Raw genomic sequence first — 16,931 nt, 5'->3', positions numbered from 1 at the left:
TGTGGCGCAGGTGGCCGGTGGTGCTGCGGCTCGCGCTCTGGTCCGTCCTGGAGACCGGGCAGACCTTCCTCACCGGGTACGCACTCGCGCGCGCCCTGGACGACGGATTCCTGGCCGGGCGCGAGGCGGTCGGCCTCGGGTGGCTCGGCGCGGCCGGGATCGGCGTGGTCGTGGCCGCGTACGGCACGGGCCGGGTGTACCGCGCCGTCGCCGATCTGGTGGAGCCGCTGCGGGACACCCTGGTGCGGCAGGTAGTCGGCCGGGGGCTGCGGGACGCGGACGGTGCCTCCGTGTCCCGGCTGACCCAGCAGGTGGAGATCGCCAGGGACACGTTCGCGGGCCTGGTCCTCGTCTCCCGTTCCTTCGTCTTCACGGCGGCGGGCGCGCTGATCGGCCTGTTCTCGCTGGCGCCGCTCCTCCTCCTGGTGGTCGCGCCGCCGCTCGTGGCCGGTGTCGCCCTGTTCGTGGTGAGCCTGCGCCCGCTGGCCCGGCGTCAGGAGAGGTTCCTCGTCGCCGACGAGGGCATCGCGGCCCAACTGGGCGTGGTCTCACCGGGGTTGCGGGACGTCGCGGCCGCGGGCGCGGAGCAGGACGTGGCCGAGGAGCTGGACCGGGGTGTCGCCGCGGAGTACGCGGCGGCCGGTGCCCTCGCCCGCTGGGGCGTCCTGCGCACGGCCGCCCTCGCGACCGGCGGCCAGCTCCCGCTCGTCCTGCTCCTGGTCACGGCCCCCTGGCTCCTGGACCGCGGAGTGACACCGGGCGCCCTGGTGGGGGCGATCGCCTACGTCACCCAGGCCCTGCTCCCGGCCCTGCACAACCTGATCCACGGCCTGGGCACGAGCGGCTCCCGCCTGGCGATCGTCCTGCGCCGCGTGACGTGGACCCCTGGGGCAGCGGAACCCGAGCCGGGCGAGCAGGCGGCGCAGGAGGCGCCCGCTCCCGACGGGGAGCCCGCCCTCCAGCTCTCCTCCGTCACCTTCGCCTACGGCCCCCTCGCCGAGCCCGTCGTCCGGGACCTGTCGCTCACCGTCCCCCGGGGCGGCCACCTGGCGGTGGTCGGGCCCAGCGGGATCGGGAAGTCGACGCTCGCCGGGCTCGTGGCGGGGCTGTTCGAGCCTGGGGAGGGTGTCGTCCGCGTGGGCGGGCGGTCCGTGCGGGGGCACGAGGCCGTCGGGCGGCGGGTGTTGATCCCGCAGGAGGCCTACGTCTTCAGCGGGACCGTGCGGGAGAACCTGGAGTATCTGCGGGTGGACGCCGTCGGGGACGCGGAGTTGCTGGCCGCCGCGCGGGCCGTCGGGCTCAGCGGCGTGATCGAGCGGCTCGGCGGGCTCGGCGCCGCGGTCGAGCCCGCCGCGCTCTCCGCAGGCGAGCGCCAGCTCATCGCGCTGACCCGCGCCTATGTCTCGTCCGCGCCTCTCGCCCTGCTCGACGAGGCCACCTGCCACCTCGACCCGGTGGCGGAGGCCCGCGCCGAGCGGGCGTTCGCGGCGCGGCCCGGCGGCACCCTCGTGGTGATCGCCCACCGCATCAGCTCGGCCCGCCGCGCCGACCGGATCCTGGTGATGGACGGGACGTACACCCTGTGCGGCAGCCACGAGGAGCTGCTCGAGTCCTCCCCGCTCTACCGTGAGCTCTCCGGCAACTGGGGCCCGGTGAACGAGACGTCGCCCAGCGAGATGTCCCCCAACGGGATTTCGCCCGACGGGCCGTCACGCAACGGGGCGTCACACCCAGCCCTCCACGCGCGAGATGCGTATGGCGTCGATCCTGTTGCGGGCCCCGGTCTTGCGGGTGATGGCGGCCATGTAGTTGCGCACCGTCCCGTTGGTCAGATGCAGACGGTGCGCGATCTCGGAGACGGGCGCGCCGCCGGCGGCGAGCGAGAGCACCAGTAACTCTCTGTGGGTGAGCGGCATCTGAGCCGCCTTCAGGAAGCCGAACCCCAGTGAATCGTCCACGAACCGCTGTCCGCCCGCCACCTGCCTGATGCCGGTGAGCAGCCGGTCCGGCGGGCTCGCCTTGTCCACATAGCCCAGGGCGCCCGCCTCCATGCAGCGCCGGAGCAGCCCTGGCCGGTTCCCGGAGACCAGGACGAGGAGCGGGCTGCCGAGCCCGCCGTTCACCGGATGGGACTGCTCCCCGAACTCGGCGGACGTGTAGGCCGTGTCGCCGTCGGGATCGACCACGCAGACGTCGGGACGCACCGCGCCGATGCTGTCGCGGGCGCTGTGCCATGGTGCATGGAACACCTCCAGGTCCGGCTCGCGGGCGAGACGTTCCGCCAGAGCCGACCGCAGCAGACAGGCGTCGTGCACGAGAAGTACCCGGATCACGTTTCGCTCCTCCAGGTCCCCGCATTTTTCGGGCCCCGTCGCTTCATTCAGCACGTAGACCATTCATACGGCGCCGACCGCGGATACGGACGCGGAGAACTGGCCAAGCGGGACCAGGAGAGGCTCAGGGGCGCAATTGCCAGGCGAGTGTGCGCCCCCCGTGCACCGATTGAGGGGTTGTGGGCAGCGAGATCCCCCGGCAAGGCGCAACGGGTTGCGAGTGACGTACGGCGAGCGCCGGGCCACGAGTGACGGAGGGCGCGCTACGAGGCCTCGGGAGTCGTCAGATCGATCAGGCGGCACACCATCTCGATGTCGATCTTGACCTGCGCGATCGAGGCCCGGCCCGAGAGCCACGTGATCAGCGCGGAGTGCCACGTGTGCTCGATGACCCGGACCGCGGAGAGCTGCTCGGGGGTCGGCGCGTCCTCCAGGCCCATCGCGTCCAGGATGATCGCCGTGGTCAGCCGCGAGACCGTGTCCACCTCGGGGCTCACGGAGCGGTCGGCGAAGGTCAGGGCCCTGACCATCGCGTCCGCCAGATGCGGCTCGCGCTGCAGGGCGCGGAAGGCCCGCATCAGCGTCTCGGCGCACCGCTCGGCGGGCGTCTCACCGGCGGGCGGACGCTTACGGATCGTCGTGTGCATGTGCTGCAGCTGGTCCTGCATGGTGGCGACCAGGAGATGCACCTTGGAGGGGAAGTAGCGGTACAGCGTGCCGAGGGCGACGCTGGAGGACTCGGCCACCTCGCGCATCTGCACCGCGTCGAACCCGCCCCTGCTCGCGAGTTGGGCGCTCGCGTGCAGGATGCGGCGCCGACGCGCCTCCTGCCGCTCGGTCAGGGGCGGCGACGCCGGATCAGCTGCTGCGACTTCCGCTGCCTTGGCTTCCGCTGTCATATGTCCCGTTGTTCCGTCGTGCGGGTCCGGTCATGTGGTGGGCCAGCATGGCAGGGCACCCGTCGTGGCGCGAATCACCTGATCCGGGCCTTACAGCGCGGCTACCTGCCGGTAGATTCAAAGCTCGTTCAGCGATCATTCAGCGATCAAGTCTGTAACTTGTTCTAGATTACCGTCCCGGCGTAACCTCGCGGACAACCGCAGGGAGAAGGGGGCCGAGAGTGACCGCTGAGGCCATGGAGGCGGGCCCCCGGACGGGGTCGGACGCCGATGGTGACCGTCCGTTGCGCATCGCTCTCCTCACGTACAAGGGAAACCCGTTCTGCGGGGGACAAGGCGTCTACGTACGTCACCTCTCACGCGAGCTGGCCCGCCTGGGCCACAGCGTCGAAGTGATCGGCGCACAGCCCTACCCCGTCCTGGACGAGGGTCTCGAAGGCCTCAAGCTCACGGAGCTCCCGAGCCTCGACCTGTACCGCTCGCCCGACCCCTTCCGCACGCCCAAGCGCGACGAGTACCGCGACTGGATCGACGCGCTCGAAGTGGCGACGATGTGGACCGGCGGCTTCCCCGAGCCCGCGACGTTCAGCCTGCGTGCCCGGCGCCATCTGCGGGCCAGACGGGGCGAGTTCGACGTCGTGCACGACAACCAGACCCTCGGCTACGGCCTGTTGGGCGACCTCGGTGCCCCGCTCGTCTCGACGATCCACCACCCCATCACCGTGGACCGCCGCCTTGACCTGGAGGCGGCACCCAACTGGCGCCGCCGCATGTCCGTGCGCCGCTGGTACGCGTTCACCCGCATGCAGAAGCGCGTGGCCCGCCGCCTGCCCTCCGTGCTCACCGTCTCCGGCACCTCGCGCCAGGAGATCATCGACCACCTCGGCGTACGCGACGACCGCATCGACGTCGTGCACATCGGCGCCGACACCGACCTCTTCTCGCCGGACCCCTCGGTCCCCGAGGTGCCGGGCCGGATCGTCACGACGTCCAGCGCCGACGTCCCGCTCAAGGGTCTCGTCCACCTCGTCGAGGCCCTTGCCAAGGTCCGCGCCGAGAACCCCGCCGCCCACCTCGTCGTCGTCGGCAAGCGTGCCGAGGACGGGCCGGTGGCACAGGCGATCGAGAAGTACGGCCTCGCCGACGCCATCGAGTTCGTCAAGGGCATCACCGACGAAGAGCTGGTGGACCTCGTCCGCTCGGCCGAGGTCGCCTGCGTCCCCTCTCTCTACGAGGGCTTCTCGCTCCCCGCGGCCGAGGCGATGGCGACGGGTACGCCGCTGCTCGCGACGACCGGCGGCGCGATCCCGGAGGTCGCGGGCCCGGACGGCGAGACCTGCCTCGCCGTGCCGCCCGCCGACCCCGGGGCGCTCGCCGCGGGCCTGAGCCGGCTGCTCGGCGACCGCGAGCTGCGGGCCCGCCTCGGCGCGGCAGGACGCGAGCGCGTTCTCGCCAAGTTCACCTGGGCCCGCGCCGCCCAGGGCACCGCAGAGCTGTACCGCGCGGCGATCGCCGGAAAAAACGCGGCCCCGCAATCCGGCCGCCCCCCGGCCACCACCCCGACGTACTCCGGGAGCCATCGCTGATGCTGACCGTCGACTTCACCCGCTTCCCGCTCGCCGCGGGCGACCGCGTCCTTGACCTGGGCTGCGGCGCGGGCCGGCACGCCTTCGAGTGTTACCGGCGGGGGGCCCAGGTGGTGGCCCTCGACCAGAACGCCGAGGAGATCCGCGAGGTCGCCAAGTGGTTCGCCGCGATGAAGGAGGCGGGCGAGGCACCGGCGGGCGCGACCGCCACCGCGATGGAGGGCGACGCGCTCAACCTCCCCTTCCCGGACGCCTCGTTCGACGTCGTGATCATCTCCGAGGTGATGGAGCACATCCCGGACGACAAGGGTGTCCTTGCCGAGATGGTCCGCGTCCTGAAGCCGGGCGGCCGCATCGCGGTCACCGTCCCGCGCTACGGCCCGGAGAAGATCTGCTGGGCCCTGTCGGACGCCTACCACGAGGTGGAGGGCGGCCACATCCGCATCTACAAGGCGGACGAACTGCTCGGCAGGATGCGGGAAGCGGGTCTGAAGCCGTACGGCACGCACCACGCGCACGCCCTGCACGCGCCGTACTGGTGGCTGAAGTGCGCGTTCGGCGTGGACAACGACAAGGCGCTGCCGGTCCGGGCGTACCACAAGCTCCTGGTCTGGGACATCATGAAGAAGCCGCTGGCGACGAAGGTGGCGGAGCAGCTGCTCAACCCGGTCGTGGGCAAGAGTTTCGTGGCGTACGCGACGAAGCCGCACCTGCCGAAGACCGACGCGAAGACCGAAGCGTGACGAGCCCGGAGCGGACGGAACACCTGGTCCTGCCGGGCGTCCTGACGGCCGATCAGGCGAATCGCACGGTCCGCGGGATCCTGGCCGTCCAGCGCGAGGACGGCGCCATCCCGTGGTTCCGGGGTCACCATCTCGACCCCTGGGACCACACCGAGGCCGCCATGGCCCTGGACGCGGCGGGCGAGCACGCGGCGGCGGCCCGCGCCTACGACTGGCTTGCGCGGCACCAGAACCCGGACGGATCCTGGTACGCGGCGTACGCCGACGGGGATCCGCACGACGTGACGGACCGGGGCCGCGAGACGAACTTCTGCGCGTACATCGCCGTGGGCGTCTGGCACCACTACCTCTCGACCGGCGACGACACCTTCCTGGACCGGCTGTGGCCGACGGTGGTGGCGGCGGTAGAGTTCGTCCTCGCGCTGCAGCAGCCGGGCGGTCAGATCGGCTGGAAGCGGGAGCCTGACGGGACGCCGGTCGACGAGGCACTCCTGACGGGCAGTTCGTCGATCCACCAGGCGCTGCGATGCGCCCTGGCGATCGCCGAGCAGCGCGAGGAGCCGCAGCCGGACTGGGAGCTGTCGACGGGCGCGCTGGCCCATGCGATACGCAGCCACCCCGAGCGTTTCCTGGACAAGGACCGCTACTCGATGGACTGGTACTACCCGGTGCTCGGCGGCGCGCTGACGGGCGCGGAGGCCAAGTCCCGCATGGAGGACGGCTGGGACCGCTTCGTGGTGCCGGACCTCGGCGTGCGCTGCGTCATCCCCAACAACTGGGTGACGGGCGGCGAGAGCGCCGAACTCGCCCTGGCTCTCTGGGTGTTGGGTGAATCGGACCGTGCCCTGGAGATCCTCCAGTCGATCCAGCACCTGCGCGACCCGGAGTCAGGCCTCTACTGGACGGGCTACGTCTTCGACGACAAGGCGATCTGGCCCGAGGAACTGACGACGTGGACGGCGGGCTCGCTGCTGCTCGCGGTGGCGGCACTCGGCGGCGACGAGGCCACCTGCGCGGTGTTCTCGGGAGAACGCCTGCCGGTGGGCCTCGCGCCGGAGTGCTGCGGGACGGCCGCGGGGGGTCAGTAGCGGCGGAGCCGTCCCGCGATGGCATGGCCGACGAGGACGTAGACCAGGGCAGCCAGGCCGTAACCGCAGACGACTCGGGCCCATGCCTCGTCGAACGTGAACAAGTCATGGGACCAGCCGGCCAGCCAGCGGGCCACGTCGTGGATGAATTGGACGAGGTCGTTGGCGCGGTTGGCGTCCAACAGGTACATGAGGATCCACAGGCCGAGGATGATGGCCATCACGTCCGCGACGATGACGATGACCCTCGCTGCTGTGCTACCACGTGCTTGTCGGGTGGACATGACACCCGTGTACCTGGATCGGCCCGGTTGAAACCCGTACGGGCGGGGTGAGGCTGCCGGGAGAGCTGTCCACTTCTGGAGGTCCCCGTGTTGCTCTCCGCCGCGGCCGTACGCCGGTCCCTCGTCGCCCCTGTGCTGTGCGGGGCCCTGCTCGCGGGGACGACAGGCTGCGGCGGTGACGACGCCGACGCGGCGTCCGCGCCGTCGGCCTCCAGCTCCGCGGAGAAGCAGAAGTTCGCGAAGACGCGGTTCGTGGCGAACGCGGGGATCGCCGCCGGGGCGACCTACCAGTGGATCGTGAAGCCCTTCCGGGCGGGGAAGTTCAAGAAGGGTGCCGACGGGCGGAAGTTCGCCCTGATCAAGGCCGGGCTCGCGGGGACGCTCGCCTACAACCGCCTGAAGGCGGCGACGAAGAACGCTCAGGGCGACCCGACGCTGGCCAAGGCGGTGGCTCCGCTGACCGCCGGGATCGACGCGTTGAAGGGCCTCCCTTCGAAGCTGCGCAAGGGGGACTCGACGGACTCGGTCGTGAACTCCTTCGACGACGTCATCAACTCGGTGAAGGACGCGGGCAAGAGCGCGGGGGCAGAGGTCAAGGACAAGGTGCCGTCGGCGGGGGAGCTGGCGAAGGGCTGAGCCTGGCTCCGGAGCCTCGGGCACCGTCAATCACCGGCACCGCCGAGTTCGTCCTCAAGCGTCGGACGGGCTGAAGATCAGCCGTTCAGCTCCGCCAGCACCCGCAGCGTATGCGCGTCCGGGGCAAGGACCAGCAGGTCCGTGACCGGGCCCTTGCGCCACAACTCCAGCCGCTCCGCGATCCGTTCCCGAGGCCCCACCAGCGAGATCTCATCCGCGAACTGATCCGGCACCGCCAGGACCGCCTCCTCCCGGCGCCCCGCCAGAAACAGCTCCTGAATCCGCCGCGCCTCCTCCTCGAACCCCATCCGCCCCATCAGATCCGCATGAAAGTTTCGCGCGGAGTGCCCCATTCCGCCGATATAGAACCCCAGCATCGCCTTGACCGGAAGCAAGCCCTCCGCCACGTCGTCGCAGACCTTCGCCCGTGCCATGGGCGCGACCATGAATCCGTCCGGCGCCTCCGCCAGCGACGCCTCGTACACATCGGCTCGCATCGGCGACCAGTACAGCGGCAGCCACCCGTCCGCGATCCGCGCCGTCTGCGCGATGTTCTTCGGCCCCTCCGCGCCGAGAAGCACCGGCAGATCCGCCCGCAGCGGATGCGTGATCGGCTTCAGGGGCTTGCCCAGACCGCTCCCGTCATCGCCCCGGTACGGGTGCGAGTGAAAGCGGCCGTCCAGGGCCACCGGCCCCTCCCGCCGCAGGACTTGGTGGATGACATCCACGTACTCCCGCGTGGCGGTCAGCGGCGACTTGGGGAACGCCCGCCCGTACCACCCCTCCACCACCTGCGGCCCGGACAGCCCGAGCCCGAGCATCATCCGCCCGCCGGACAGGTGGTCCAGGGTCAGCGCGTGCATCGCGGTCGTCACCGGCGAGCGCGCCGCCATCTGTACGATCGCCGTGCCCAGCTTGATCCGTGAGGTCTGCGCCGCGATCCAGGTGAGCGGGGTGAAGGCGTCGGATCCCCATGCCTCCGCCGTCCACACGGAGTCGTATCCGAGCCGCTCCGCCTCCTGGGCGAGCTCCACGTGCCCGGGGTCGGGGCCGCGCCCCCAGTAGCCGAGTGCGAGTCCCAGGCGCATGAGCAACCCCTCGATCCGTCCTGACGCCCCGTCAGTTCAGTGCAGGGTGGCGACTGTACGACAACGGCCCCCCGCCCGGAAGGGCGAGGGGCCGCGAGGTGCGTCAGGCGTCAGCGATCAGCCGCGCTGGATCCCCGTGGTGTCCTGCAGCACGCCGCGACGGCCGTCCTGCGTCTGGGCCACCAGGCCGGGACCGCGCTGCTCGACCGCCAAGTACCAGGTGCCGGGCGCCAGTTCGGCGATCGGCGTCGGCGAACCGTCCTCCGCGTACAGCGGGCGCGGCACCGGCACGGCGAACCAGAACGGCGAGAAGTCACCGGTGGCCTGCGCCTGCCCGGGAGGCGGCGTCTGCTGCCCCGGCTGCGGCTGCGGCTGACCCGGCTGGGCGCCGAAGGGCTGACCCTGCTGGGGCTGACCCGGCTGGGCGCCGTACGGCTGCCCCTGCTGCGGCTGGCCCTGCGCACCGGGGTACCCGTAACCACCCTGCGGGTGGCCGCCGTAGGGCTGGGGGGTGACGGGGCGCGGGGCGCCCATGAGCGGCGCCTTCAGGGCCGGGACCAGCGCGGTCGCGACCGCGGCAGCGGCCAGGACCAGGGCTGCGATCAGGCCGAGGATGAGACCGATACCGGCCTCGGGGCCGCCGGAGCCGCCGCCCAGGCTGCTGTCGAAGAAGAAGCCGTAGGACTGGTCGGCGTCGAAGATCGCACCGAGCGAGCTCCAGGCGGCGGCGATCGTGAAGGCGACACCGAGCTGGCCGAGGTCAAGGCCCGCGACCTTGCGCGGCTGCGGGAGCGCACGGCCCACGACGATGAGCGCGGCACCGATGATCCCGAGCAGGTACACGCTCAGCAGCAGGTTGCCGTTCTCCCAGGCGTTGGGAAGCTTGTCGCTGTCGCCGCCGTCGGCGTCAAGGGTGTTGAGGAACGATGCGATGAAGAGCAACACCGCTGCCCCGATCACCACGCCGTCGCCTCGAGTGAGAGAGCGGATATTCACTTCAGGTCCTTCGTAAGTCGTCTCGTCGGTGGAGGCGTCGCTCGCCCCAGGTCGCGGCGCGGAGCGCGGGGATGGCCCCCCATCGTACGGAGGACATTATCGTTCACGTGGGTGGGGTGTCTGCTCGGGATAAAGACGTACCGACCCGTTATCCCCGACCTACCAACCCGTTATCCGCGCAGAAAGCTCACGATTCCGTCGGAGATGCCCTGCGCGGCCTTCTGTCGCCAGGCGCCGCTGGTGACCAACGCCTCGTCCTTCGCGTCCCGCATGTTGCCGCACTCGATGAAGACCTTGGGGACGGTGGACAGGTTGAGGCCGCCCAGATCCTTGCGTACGTCGAGTCCTGTGCCGTCGCCGATGTAGTTGGAGGGGGCGCTGCCCGTCGCGCTCACGAACTTGCCCGCGATGCGCTCGCCCAGGGCGCGCGACGGTACGACGATCTTGGAGGTGTCCGCGGCGCCGGACTTCACCGACGCGGGCAGGATCACGTGGAAGCCGCGGTTGCCCGCCGCCGAGCCGTCGGCGTGCACGGAGACGACGGCGTCCGCGTGGGCGTCGTTGCCGATGCGGGCGCGCTCGTCGACGCAGGGGCCCCAGGGGCGGTCGCCGTCCTGGGTGAACTTGACCGTGGCGCCCTGCTTCTCGAGCAGCGTGCGCAGACGGCGCGAGACGTCGAGGGTGAACTGGGCCTCGCTGTAACCGTTGTTGGTGGACGTGCCCGTGGTGTCGCACTCCTTGCGGTGCGTGCCGACGTTCACCAGGCGGTTGATCTCGGCCGTGTGCTTGCCGTTGCCCAGGTTGTGGCCGGGGTCGACGACGACGACCTTGCCCTTGAGGGGTCCGGAGGCGGCGGGGCGGCTCGACGACTTCGGCGGCTTCGTCGTGCTCGGCTTGCTGTCGGCTTCCTCCCCCTTGCCCTTGTCGTCCTTGTCGTCCTTCTCGGCCTTCGAGGGGGACGGCACGGCGGACGCCGAACCCTGCGCGGACTGGCTCGTGGAGGGGAGCGTTCTCGGGGGCTCGCTGCCCCCGGGACCGCTCGTCGCCTCGTAAATGAGCCACCCCGCCAGGCACGTCGGCACCAGCGCGGCGAGCGTCACGGTGAGAGGGCCGCCGCTGAAGCGGCGGGGCGGGCGAGGGGGCTGGCTGTCCGGACCTACGTACGACACGACAGCCACCTTACGGGCCGTTCACGTGCTCCGCAGGGTCCCTGGGTGTGGCGCTCGGACGCGAAGCGGTGGATCACGGATGCAGGGCGGCGCGAGACGTCAGCCGCGTGCGCCGATGCGGCCGCGCACCGCGTGCGTGCTGCTGATGGCGCCCGCCATCCAGAAACATGCCCCCGATACGGCGACCTGGGCCGGTGCGCCGAGGAGCAGGGCAAGTACGCAGACGACCGCGAAGGTGATGACGCCGCAGACCACCGATGCCGTGTCACGCCAGACAGGTGTGACGGGTCTGCCCATGAACATCATGAGTACCGCGGACAGGAGCACAACCAGGGCTCCGCTGTAGATGAGCCAGGTGCTGCTCAAAGCCGTTCTCCGCTCGTGTAGCCGTTCCCGTGGGTGATGCGAGGTCAGATACCCGGTCCCGTTCGCCGCAGGACGCGCAGCGAGTCGGTTGCCGAGACCTCGGTGAACGCGCCGGACTCCAGTGCCCTGAGGTAGACGCGGTACGGGGCCTGGCCCGTCATGATGTCGGCGGGGTTCGGGAAGACGTCGTGGATCAGGAGCAGGCCGCCCTCCGCGATGTGCGGTGCCCAGCCCTCGTAGTCGCCCGTCGCGTGCTCGTCCGTGTGGCCGCCGTCGATGAAGACGAGACCGAGTGCCCCGCCCCATGCCTTCGCCACCTGCGGCGAGCGCCCGACGATCGCGATCACGTGCTCTTCCAGGCCCGCGTGGTGGAGCGTGCGGCGGAAGGTCGGGAGGGTGTCCATCCGGCCGACCTCCGGGTCGACCGTCGCCGGGTCGTGGTACTCCCAGCCCGGCTGCTGCTCCTCGCTGCCGCGGTGGTGGTCCACCGTGATCGCGGTGACGCCTGCCTCGCGGGCGGCGTCGGCGAGCAGGATCGTGGAGCGGCCGCAGTACGTCCCGACCTCAAGGAGCGGGAGGCCGAGCGCCGCCGCGTCAGCCGCCGCCGCGTACAGGGCGAGGCCCTCGCCGGCCGGCATGAAGCCCTTGGCCGCTTCGAAGGCGGCGAGAATCTCGGGCTTGGGCTGGGGGGCGGCCATGGGGGTCCTCCCGGTCATGAATGCGGTGGGTTCGTGCGTGGGCCGCCCTATGCTGCCGCATGGCCCGGCCATTGACCGAGGCGGGGCCGCAGATGAGGAGTGGAAGGCGCTTGTCCATGCAACGTGTACCGGCTGATCCGACTGTGCTGCATCCCTTTCCGGACCAGCCTCGCGTCGTGCTCCTGAAGCCGCTGGTGAAGTCTCCGCTGATCGAGGTGGGGGAGTACTCGTACTACGACGATCCGGACGACGCGACGGCCTTCGAGACGCGCAACGTCCTTTACCACGGCGGGCCCGAGAAGCTTCGTATCGGGAAGTTCTGTGCGTTCGGGACGGGGGTGCGGTTCATCATGAACGGGGCGAATCACCGGATGGACGGGCCCTCGACTTTCCCGTTCCCCATCATGGGCGGCTCGTGGAGCGAGCACTTCGATCTGATCAGTGGACTGCCGGGGCGGGGGGACACCGTCGTCGGCAACGATGTCTGGTTCGGGTACGGGGTGATGGTGATGCCCGGGGTGCGGATCGGGCATGGGGCGGTCATCGCCTCTGGGTCCGTTGTTGTGGATGACGTGCCTGATTACGGGGTGGCCGGGGGGAATCCGGCAAAGCTGATCCGTACGCGGTACAGCGAGGACGAGGTTGCGCGGTTGCGTGCGGTGGCGTGGTGGGACTGGCCTGCGGAGCACCTCACCGAGCATGTCCGGACTGTGATGTCCGGGACCATCGATGACCTTGAGAAGGCCGCCCCACGGGGTTAGAGGCTTTTCCAGTTCGTCCTCAAACGCCGGGCGGGCTGACCAGTCAGCCCGCCCGGCGTTTGAGGACATCTTGTACGGGGCCCCTACGCCAGCACCTCACTCCCACCCGGCAGCAGCAGATCCATCTCCACCGCCCGGTCGTCCCCGCCATGCGCAGCCGCCGAAGCCAGCGGCGCGTGCCCGGCGGCCGTTGCCGCGAGGACGTACGAGCCGTTGCCCGGCACCGCAAGGGCATAGCGGCCGCCCTCATCCGTGAGCGCCGCCCCCGCCTGCCGCCCCCGCCGGTCGATCAGCGTCACCTTGGCCCGTGCGACCGGCGCCCCGGAGGGGCTCAGGACCCGGCCGTGGAAACCGGCCAGCGCCTCCGTCGCGGCGCGCAGGTTCGCGTCCTCCTCGCTGCTGGCCCGGAGCTGGGTCTTGACCGAGCTCCGGGCGGAGGGGAGGAACAGGGCGAAGACGAGGCCCAGGGCCACCGCCCCCGTGGCGATCAGGAAGGACGTGCGGAAGCCCGTCATCGTGGGGATCGCGACGCCTCCCACGTGGTCCGCCGTGTTGGCGAGGACCATGCCGATCACGGCGCTCGACACCGACGTACCGATCGAGCGCATCAACGTGTTGAGGCCGTTCGCCGCGCCCGTCTCCGAAGGGTCGACCGCGCCGATGATCAGCGCGGGGAGCGAGGAGTAGGCGAGGCCGATGCCCGCGCCGACGACGACCGCGATGATGATCGTCTGCCAGGCGGCGCTCATCAGGCCGAGGCCCGCGCCGTAGCCGATCGCGATGATCAGCATGCCGAGGATGAGGGTGACCTTCGGGCCGTACTTCGCCGACAGACGGGCGTAGACCGGGGCCGTGAACATCATCGTCAGGCCCAGCGGTGCCACGCACAGGCCCGCGACGACCATGGACTGGCCGAGACCGTAGCCGGTGGCGGTCGGCAGCTGGAGGAGCTGGGGCAGGACCAGGGAGATCGCGTAGAACGCGACGCCGACCATGATCGAGGCCAGGTTGGTGAAGAGGACCGCGGGGCGGGCCGTGGTGCGCAGGTCCACCAGCGGCGCCTTGAGGCGCAGCTCCATCACGCCCCAGAGGACCAGGACGAGCGCCGCCGCGCCGAACAGGCCGAGTGTCATGCCCGAGGTCCAGCCCCAGTCACTGCCCTTGGTGATGGGCAGGAGGAAGAGGACCAGGCCCGCGGAGAGGCCGAGCGCACCGGCCACGTCGAACGTGCCCTGGGCCTTCACGGTGCTCTCGGGTACGAAGAGGACGGTCAGGAGCATCGATATGACGCCGAGGCCCGCCGCGCCGAAGAACAGGGCGTGCCAGTCGGCGTGCTGCGCGGTCAGTGCCGCGATCGGCAGGGCGAGGCCACCGCCGACGCCGATGGACGAGCTCATCAGGGCCATCGCGGAGCCGAGCTTCTCGCGGGGCAGCTCGTCGCGCATCAGGCCGATGCCGAGCGGGATGGCGCCCATCGCGAAGCCCTGGAGGGCGCGGCCGACGATCATCACGACGAGGTCGTCGGTGAAGCCGCAGATCAGGGATCCGACGACCATCACGGCCAGGCTCGTCAGGAGCATGCGGCGCTTGCCGTAGAGGTCGCCGAGGCGGCCCATGATCGGGGTCGAGACGGCGCCCGCGAGCAGGGTCGCCGTCATGACCCAGGTGGCGTTCGACGGCGTGGTGCTCAGCAGCGTCGGCAGGTCCTTGATGACCGGCACCAGGAGCGTCTGCATCACCGCGACGACGATGCCGGCGAAGGCGAGTACGGGGACGACTCCGCGGGTGCCGCGTTGGTGGGTCGTCGACTGCGTCATTACGTGGGGCCTCCGGGGGCGGTGCAGGAGCTGGCAGGGGTACGTGGGATACGAACCTGTTTCCCGAGGCGACTATTCCGACGGGTGTCGTACGAGGGGAAGTCTTGACCTGTTGTTAACCGGGCGCTTACGGGCGGACGGGTGGGCGCCCGCGGCCGGCGTGAAGCCGGTGGCGAAGTCGGCCGCGAAGCCGACCCGTATCTGACCTTCCGTCAGATTGGAACGTGTTCTAGTCTGACGCCGTCCCGGAAGCTGCTACCGGCGAGGACGCGCATGGGCATCGGAATCACGCAGGAACAGCGGGAGTTGGCGTCGGCGGTGCGCGGCTGGATCGCCCGCGCCATGCCGCCCGAGGAGATACGCAAACTGCTCGACGCCCCGCCCGGAGGTGGCGGCAGGCCCGCCCACTGGGACGGGCTCGCCGAGCAGGGGCTGCTCGCGGTGCACCTGCCCGAGGAGTGCGGCGGCGGGGGCGGCGACCTCGTGGACCTCGCCGTCGCCCTGGAGGAGGCTGGGCGGGCCGCGCTCCCCGGGCCCTTCCTGGCGAGCTCCCTCGCCTCGCTCGTGCTGCACAGGGCAGGCGCCCGGGACCTCGCCGCCGACCTGGCGTCCGGGGCGCGGATCGGCGCCGTCGCGCTCGGCGCGGGCACGCTCACCGCGGTGTCCGTGGCGGACGGCTGCGTCCTCGACGGCACCGCGCCGCCCGTGCTCTGTGGGGCGGACGCCGACCTCCTGATCCTGGCCGCGGAGTCCGCGCGCGGAACCGTGTGGCTCGCCGTCGACGCGGCCGAGCTGACCGTGCGTACGCAGGAGGGCGCCGATCCGACGCGGCCCACCGCCGAGGTGACGGCGGACGGGGTGGAGGTCCCGGCCGGGCGCGTGCTCGACGTCGACGCGACGCTCGTACGGGACCTCGCGTGCGCCGTGTACGCCGCCGACGCGTGCGGCGTCGCGGCCTGGGCGCTTGAGACCGCCACCGAGTACGCCAAGGTGCGGGAGCAGTTCGGGCGGCCGATCGGGCAGTTCCAGGCGGTCAAGCACGGTTGCGCGGACATGCTGGTGCGCCTCGAACAGGCGCGGGCGCTGGCGTGGGACGCGGCGCGGGCGGCCGGTGAGCCCCCGGAGGTGCGGGGGCTCGTCGCCGCGCTCGCCGCCGGTGGCGCGCTCGACGCCGCGTACTCCTGCGCCAAGGACGCCATCCAGTTCCTCGGCGGCATCGGCTTCACCTGGGAGCACGACGCGCATCTGTATCTGCGCAGGTCACTGGTTGCCCGGCAGCTGCTCGGCACCGGCGACGCGCACCGGCTGCGGGCGGTGCGGCTCGCGGAGGGAGGAGCGCGGCGCGAGCTGCGGATGGAGCTGCCCCAGGAGGCGGCGGCGTACCGGGAGCAGGCGCGCGAGGCCATCGCGCAGGCCCGGGGGCTCGACCCGGCCGCCGCCCGCAAGGCGCTCGCGCCGACCGGCTACGCGGCGCCGCATCTGCCCGAGCCGTACGGTCTTGGCGCGGGCCCCGTCCAACAGCTCGCCGTCCAGCAGGAGTTGGCGGCCGCCGGGGTGCGCGTCAGCGATCTCGGGATCGCCACCTGGGTGGTGCCCTCGCTCATCGCGTACGGGACGAGCGAGCAGCAGGAGCGGTTCCTGGCGCCGACGCTCAGGGGCGAGGTGCTGTGGTGCCAGCTGTTCAGCGAGCCCGGGGCGGGTTCGGACCTGGCGTCGCTGCGGACGAGGGCGCAGCGGGTCGACGGCGGCTGGCTCATCAACGGGCAGAAGGTGTGGACGAGCGCGGCGCAGTGGGCCGACCACGGGATCCTCCTGGCCCGTACGGACCCCGAGGCCCCCAAGCACAAGGGCCTGACGTACTTCCTCATCGACATGAAGCGCGCCAAGGGCGTCGACATCCGCCCGCTGAAGGAGATCACCGGGGACTCCCTCTTCAACGAGGTCTACTTCGACGACGTCCTGCTGCCCGCCGACGCGGTCGTCGGCGAGGTGAACGACGGCTGGCGGGTCGCGCGCCACACGCTCGGCAACGAACGCGTCCACATGGCCGACCAGTTGACCTTCGACACCGGCCTGGAAGCACTCATCGGGCGCGCCGGTGATCTCGACGGCGCCCACCGCGCGCGCATCGGCGCGCTGGCGGCCGAGGCGCACGCGCTCGCCTGCATCGGCCTGCGCACGACGATGCGGCAGGTCGCGGGCGCGGAGCCGGGGGCCGGGGCCTCCGTCCGCAAGCTCGTGCAGACCCCGCATCAGCAGAAGGTCGCCGAGCTCGCGCTCGAAATGCTCGGTCCGGCGGGCGCGGTGCGCGAGGGCGCAGGGGAGCGTGCGCTGCACGGCTTCCTGATGTCGCGCTGCCTGACCATCGCGGGCGGGACCACGCAGGTGCAGCTGAACGTCGTCGCGGAGCGGCTCCTCGGCCTGCCGAGGGACCCCGAGCCGCGCCCCATCATCTGATTCATCTGAA

Annotated in this window: 15 protein-coding genes and 1 pseudogene; 7 read left to right on the top strand and 9 right to left on the bottom strand. The window is 71.3% G+C overall.

Annotated elements, in window-relative coordinates:
* Nucleotides 1-17: 17 nt before the first annotated feature.
* Nucleotides 18-1,895 (top strand): ABC transporter ATP-binding protein, encoded by a 1,878-nt coding sequence (locus ABZ833_RS15150; RefSeq protein ID WP_361046356.1) that lies wholly within the window; start codon nt 18-20, stop codon nt 1,893-1,895.
* Here the strand turns inward: ABZ833_RS15150 and ABZ833_RS15145 are convergent.
* Nucleotides 1,809-2,051, bottom strand: a pseudogene (locus tag ABZ833_RS15145) (LuxR C-terminal-related transcriptional regulator); the annotation flags it as partial. The gene ABZ833_RS15150 and the pseudogene ABZ833_RS15145 overlap by 87 nt on opposite strands.
* 545 nt (nt 2,052-2,596) lie before the next feature.
* Nucleotides 2,597-3,232 carry a TetR family transcriptional regulator gene (locus ABZ833_RS15140; protein ID WP_249590184.1) on the bottom strand — a complete coding sequence of 212 codons (636 nt, stop codon included), beginning with the start codon at nt 3,230-3,232 and terminating at the stop codon, nt 2,597-2,599.
* Between the two features lie 221 nt (nt 3,233-3,453).
* Here ABZ833_RS15140 and ABZ833_RS15135 point away from each other — a divergent pair, with 221 nt between their 5' ends.
* From ABZ833_RS15135 to ABZ833_RS15125, 3 genes are read left to right on the top strand one after another with little or no spacing between them, the layout of a single operon-like run.
* On the top strand, nt 3,454-4,818 hold the full coding sequence (locus ABZ833_RS15135; protein ID WP_361046076.1) for a glycosyltransferase family 4 protein: 1,365 nt from the start codon (nt 3,454-3,456) through the stop codon (nt 4,816-4,818).
* On the top strand, nt 4,818-5,561 hold the full coding sequence (locus ABZ833_RS15130) for a class I SAM-dependent methyltransferase (protein ID WP_361046074.1): 744 nt from the start codon (nt 4,818-4,820) through the stop codon (nt 5,559-5,561). The genes ABZ833_RS15135 and ABZ833_RS15130 overlap by 1 nt, the downstream gene beginning before the upstream one ends.
* Nucleotides 5,558-6,649, top strand: a complete 1,092-nt coding sequence (locus tag ABZ833_RS15125) for a prenyltransferase (RefSeq protein ID WP_361046072.1) — start codon at nt 5,558-5,560, stop codon at nt 6,647-6,649. Before ABZ833_RS15130 ends, ABZ833_RS15125 begins: the two co-directional genes overlap by 4 nt.
* On the opposite strand, the gene ABZ833_RS15120 is transcribed toward ABZ833_RS15125, so the two are convergent.
* On the bottom strand, nt 6,643-6,933 hold the full coding sequence (locus tag ABZ833_RS15120; RefSeq protein WP_361046070.1) for a hypothetical protein: 291 nt from the start codon (nt 6,931-6,933) through the stop codon (nt 6,643-6,645). The two genes, ABZ833_RS15125 and ABZ833_RS15120, sit on opposite strands and share 7 nt — an antisense overlap.
* Nucleotides 6,934-7,023: 90 nt before the next feature.
* Between ABZ833_RS15120 and ABZ833_RS15115 the strand changes: the two genes are divergently transcribed.
* Nucleotides 7,024-7,569 (top strand): hypothetical protein, encoded by a 546-nt coding sequence (locus ABZ833_RS15115; protein ID WP_361046353.1) that lies wholly within the window; start codon nt 7,024-7,026, stop codon nt 7,567-7,569.
* A gap of 77 nt (nt 7,570-7,646) precedes the next feature.
* Here the strand turns inward: ABZ833_RS15115 and ABZ833_RS15110 are convergent, their stop codons facing one another.
* From ABZ833_RS15110 to ABZ833_RS15090, 5 genes are all read right to left on the bottom strand, one after another.
* Nucleotides 7,647-8,657, bottom strand: a complete 1,011-nt coding sequence (locus ABZ833_RS15110; protein ID WP_361046067.1) for an LLM class F420-dependent oxidoreductase — start codon at nt 8,655-8,657, stop codon at nt 7,647-7,649.
* 117 nt (nt 8,658-8,774) lie between these two features.
* Nucleotides 8,775-9,653 (bottom strand): hypothetical protein, encoded by an 879-nt coding sequence (locus tag ABZ833_RS15105; RefSeq protein ID WP_361046064.1) that lies wholly within the window; start codon nt 9,651-9,653, stop codon nt 8,775-8,777.
* A gap of 170 nt (nt 9,654-9,823) precedes the next feature.
* Nucleotides 9,824-10,822, bottom strand: coding sequence for an N-acetylmuramoyl-L-alanine amidase (locus ABZ833_RS15100; protein ID WP_361046062.1), 999 nt, complete (start codon nt 10,820-10,822; stop codon nt 9,824-9,826).
* A 99-nt stretch (nt 10,823-10,921) separates the two neighbouring features.
* Entirely contained in the window at nt 10,922-11,188 is a 267-nt protein-coding gene (locus ABZ833_RS15095; protein ID WP_361046060.1) for a hypothetical protein, read from the bottom strand.
* Between the two features lie 44 nt (nt 11,189-11,232).
* Entirely contained in the window at nt 11,233-11,886 is a 654-nt protein-coding gene (locus ABZ833_RS15090; protein WP_361046058.1) for a class I SAM-dependent methyltransferase, read from the bottom strand.
* Between the two features lie 116 nt (nt 11,887-12,002).
* Between ABZ833_RS15090 and ABZ833_RS15085 the strand changes: the two genes are divergently transcribed.
* Nucleotides 12,003-12,647 (top strand): CatB-related O-acetyltransferase, encoded by a 645-nt coding sequence (locus ABZ833_RS15085; protein WP_361046350.1) that lies wholly within the window; start codon nt 12,003-12,005, stop codon nt 12,645-12,647.
* 83 nt (nt 12,648-12,730) lie between these two features.
* On the opposite strand, the gene ABZ833_RS15080 is transcribed toward ABZ833_RS15085, so the two are convergent.
* Nucleotides 12,731-14,464 (bottom strand): MFS transporter, encoded by a 1,734-nt coding sequence (locus tag ABZ833_RS15080; protein ID WP_361046055.1) that lies wholly within the window; start codon nt 14,462-14,464, stop codon nt 12,731-12,733.
* 273 nt (nt 14,465-14,737) lie between these two features.
* On the opposite strand from ABZ833_RS15080, the gene ABZ833_RS15075 reads away from it, so the two are divergent.
* Nucleotides 14,738-16,921 carry an acyl-CoA dehydrogenase gene (locus ABZ833_RS15075; RefSeq protein ID WP_361046052.1) on the top strand — a complete coding sequence of 728 codons (2,184 nt, stop codon included), beginning with the start codon at nt 14,738-14,740 and terminating at the stop codon, nt 16,919-16,921.
* Nucleotides 16,922-16,931 lie beyond the last annotated feature (10 nt).

The organism is Streptomyces sp. NPDC047525, assembly GCF_040643025.1.
Classification (GTDB): domain Bacteria; phylum Actinomycetota; class Actinomycetes; order Streptomycetales; family Streptomycetaceae; genus Streptomyces; species Streptomyces durmitorensis.
Note: the sequence above shows the minus strand (reverse complement) of the source record. Positions and strands in the feature narration are given on the sequence as shown.

Coding starts and splice junctions, on each gene's coding strand:
- ABZ833_RS15110 (WP_361046067.1), bottom strand. CDS start 8,657: ATGCGCCTGGGACTCGCACTCGGCTACTGGGGGCGCGGCCCCGACCCC.
- ABZ833_RS15080 (WP_361046055.1), bottom strand. CDS start 14,464: ATGACGCAGTCGACGACCCACCAACGCGGCACCCGCGGAGTCGTCCCC.
- ABZ833_RS15130 (WP_361046074.1), top strand. CDS start 4,818: ATGCTGACCGTCGACTTCACCCGCTTCCCGCTCGCCGCGGGCGACCGC.
- ABZ833_RS15120 (WP_361046070.1), bottom strand. CDS start 6,933: ATGTCCACCCGACAAGCACGTGGTAGCACAGCAGCGAGGGTCATCGTC.
- ABZ833_RS15085 (WP_361046350.1), top strand. CDS start 12,003: ATGCAACGTGTACCGGCTGATCCGACTGTGCTGCATCCCTTTCCGGAC.
- ABZ833_RS15090 (WP_361046058.1), bottom strand. CDS start 11,886: ATGGCCGCCCCCCAGCCCAAGCCCGAGATTCTCGCCGCCTTCGAAGCG.
- ABZ833_RS15140 (WP_249590184.1), bottom strand. CDS start 3,232: ATGACAGCGGAAGCCAAGGCAGCGGAAGTCGCAGCAGCTGATCCGGCG.
- ABZ833_RS15075 (WP_361046052.1), top strand. CDS start 14,738: ATGGGCATCGGAATCACGCAGGAACAGCGGGAGTTGGCGTCGGCGGTG.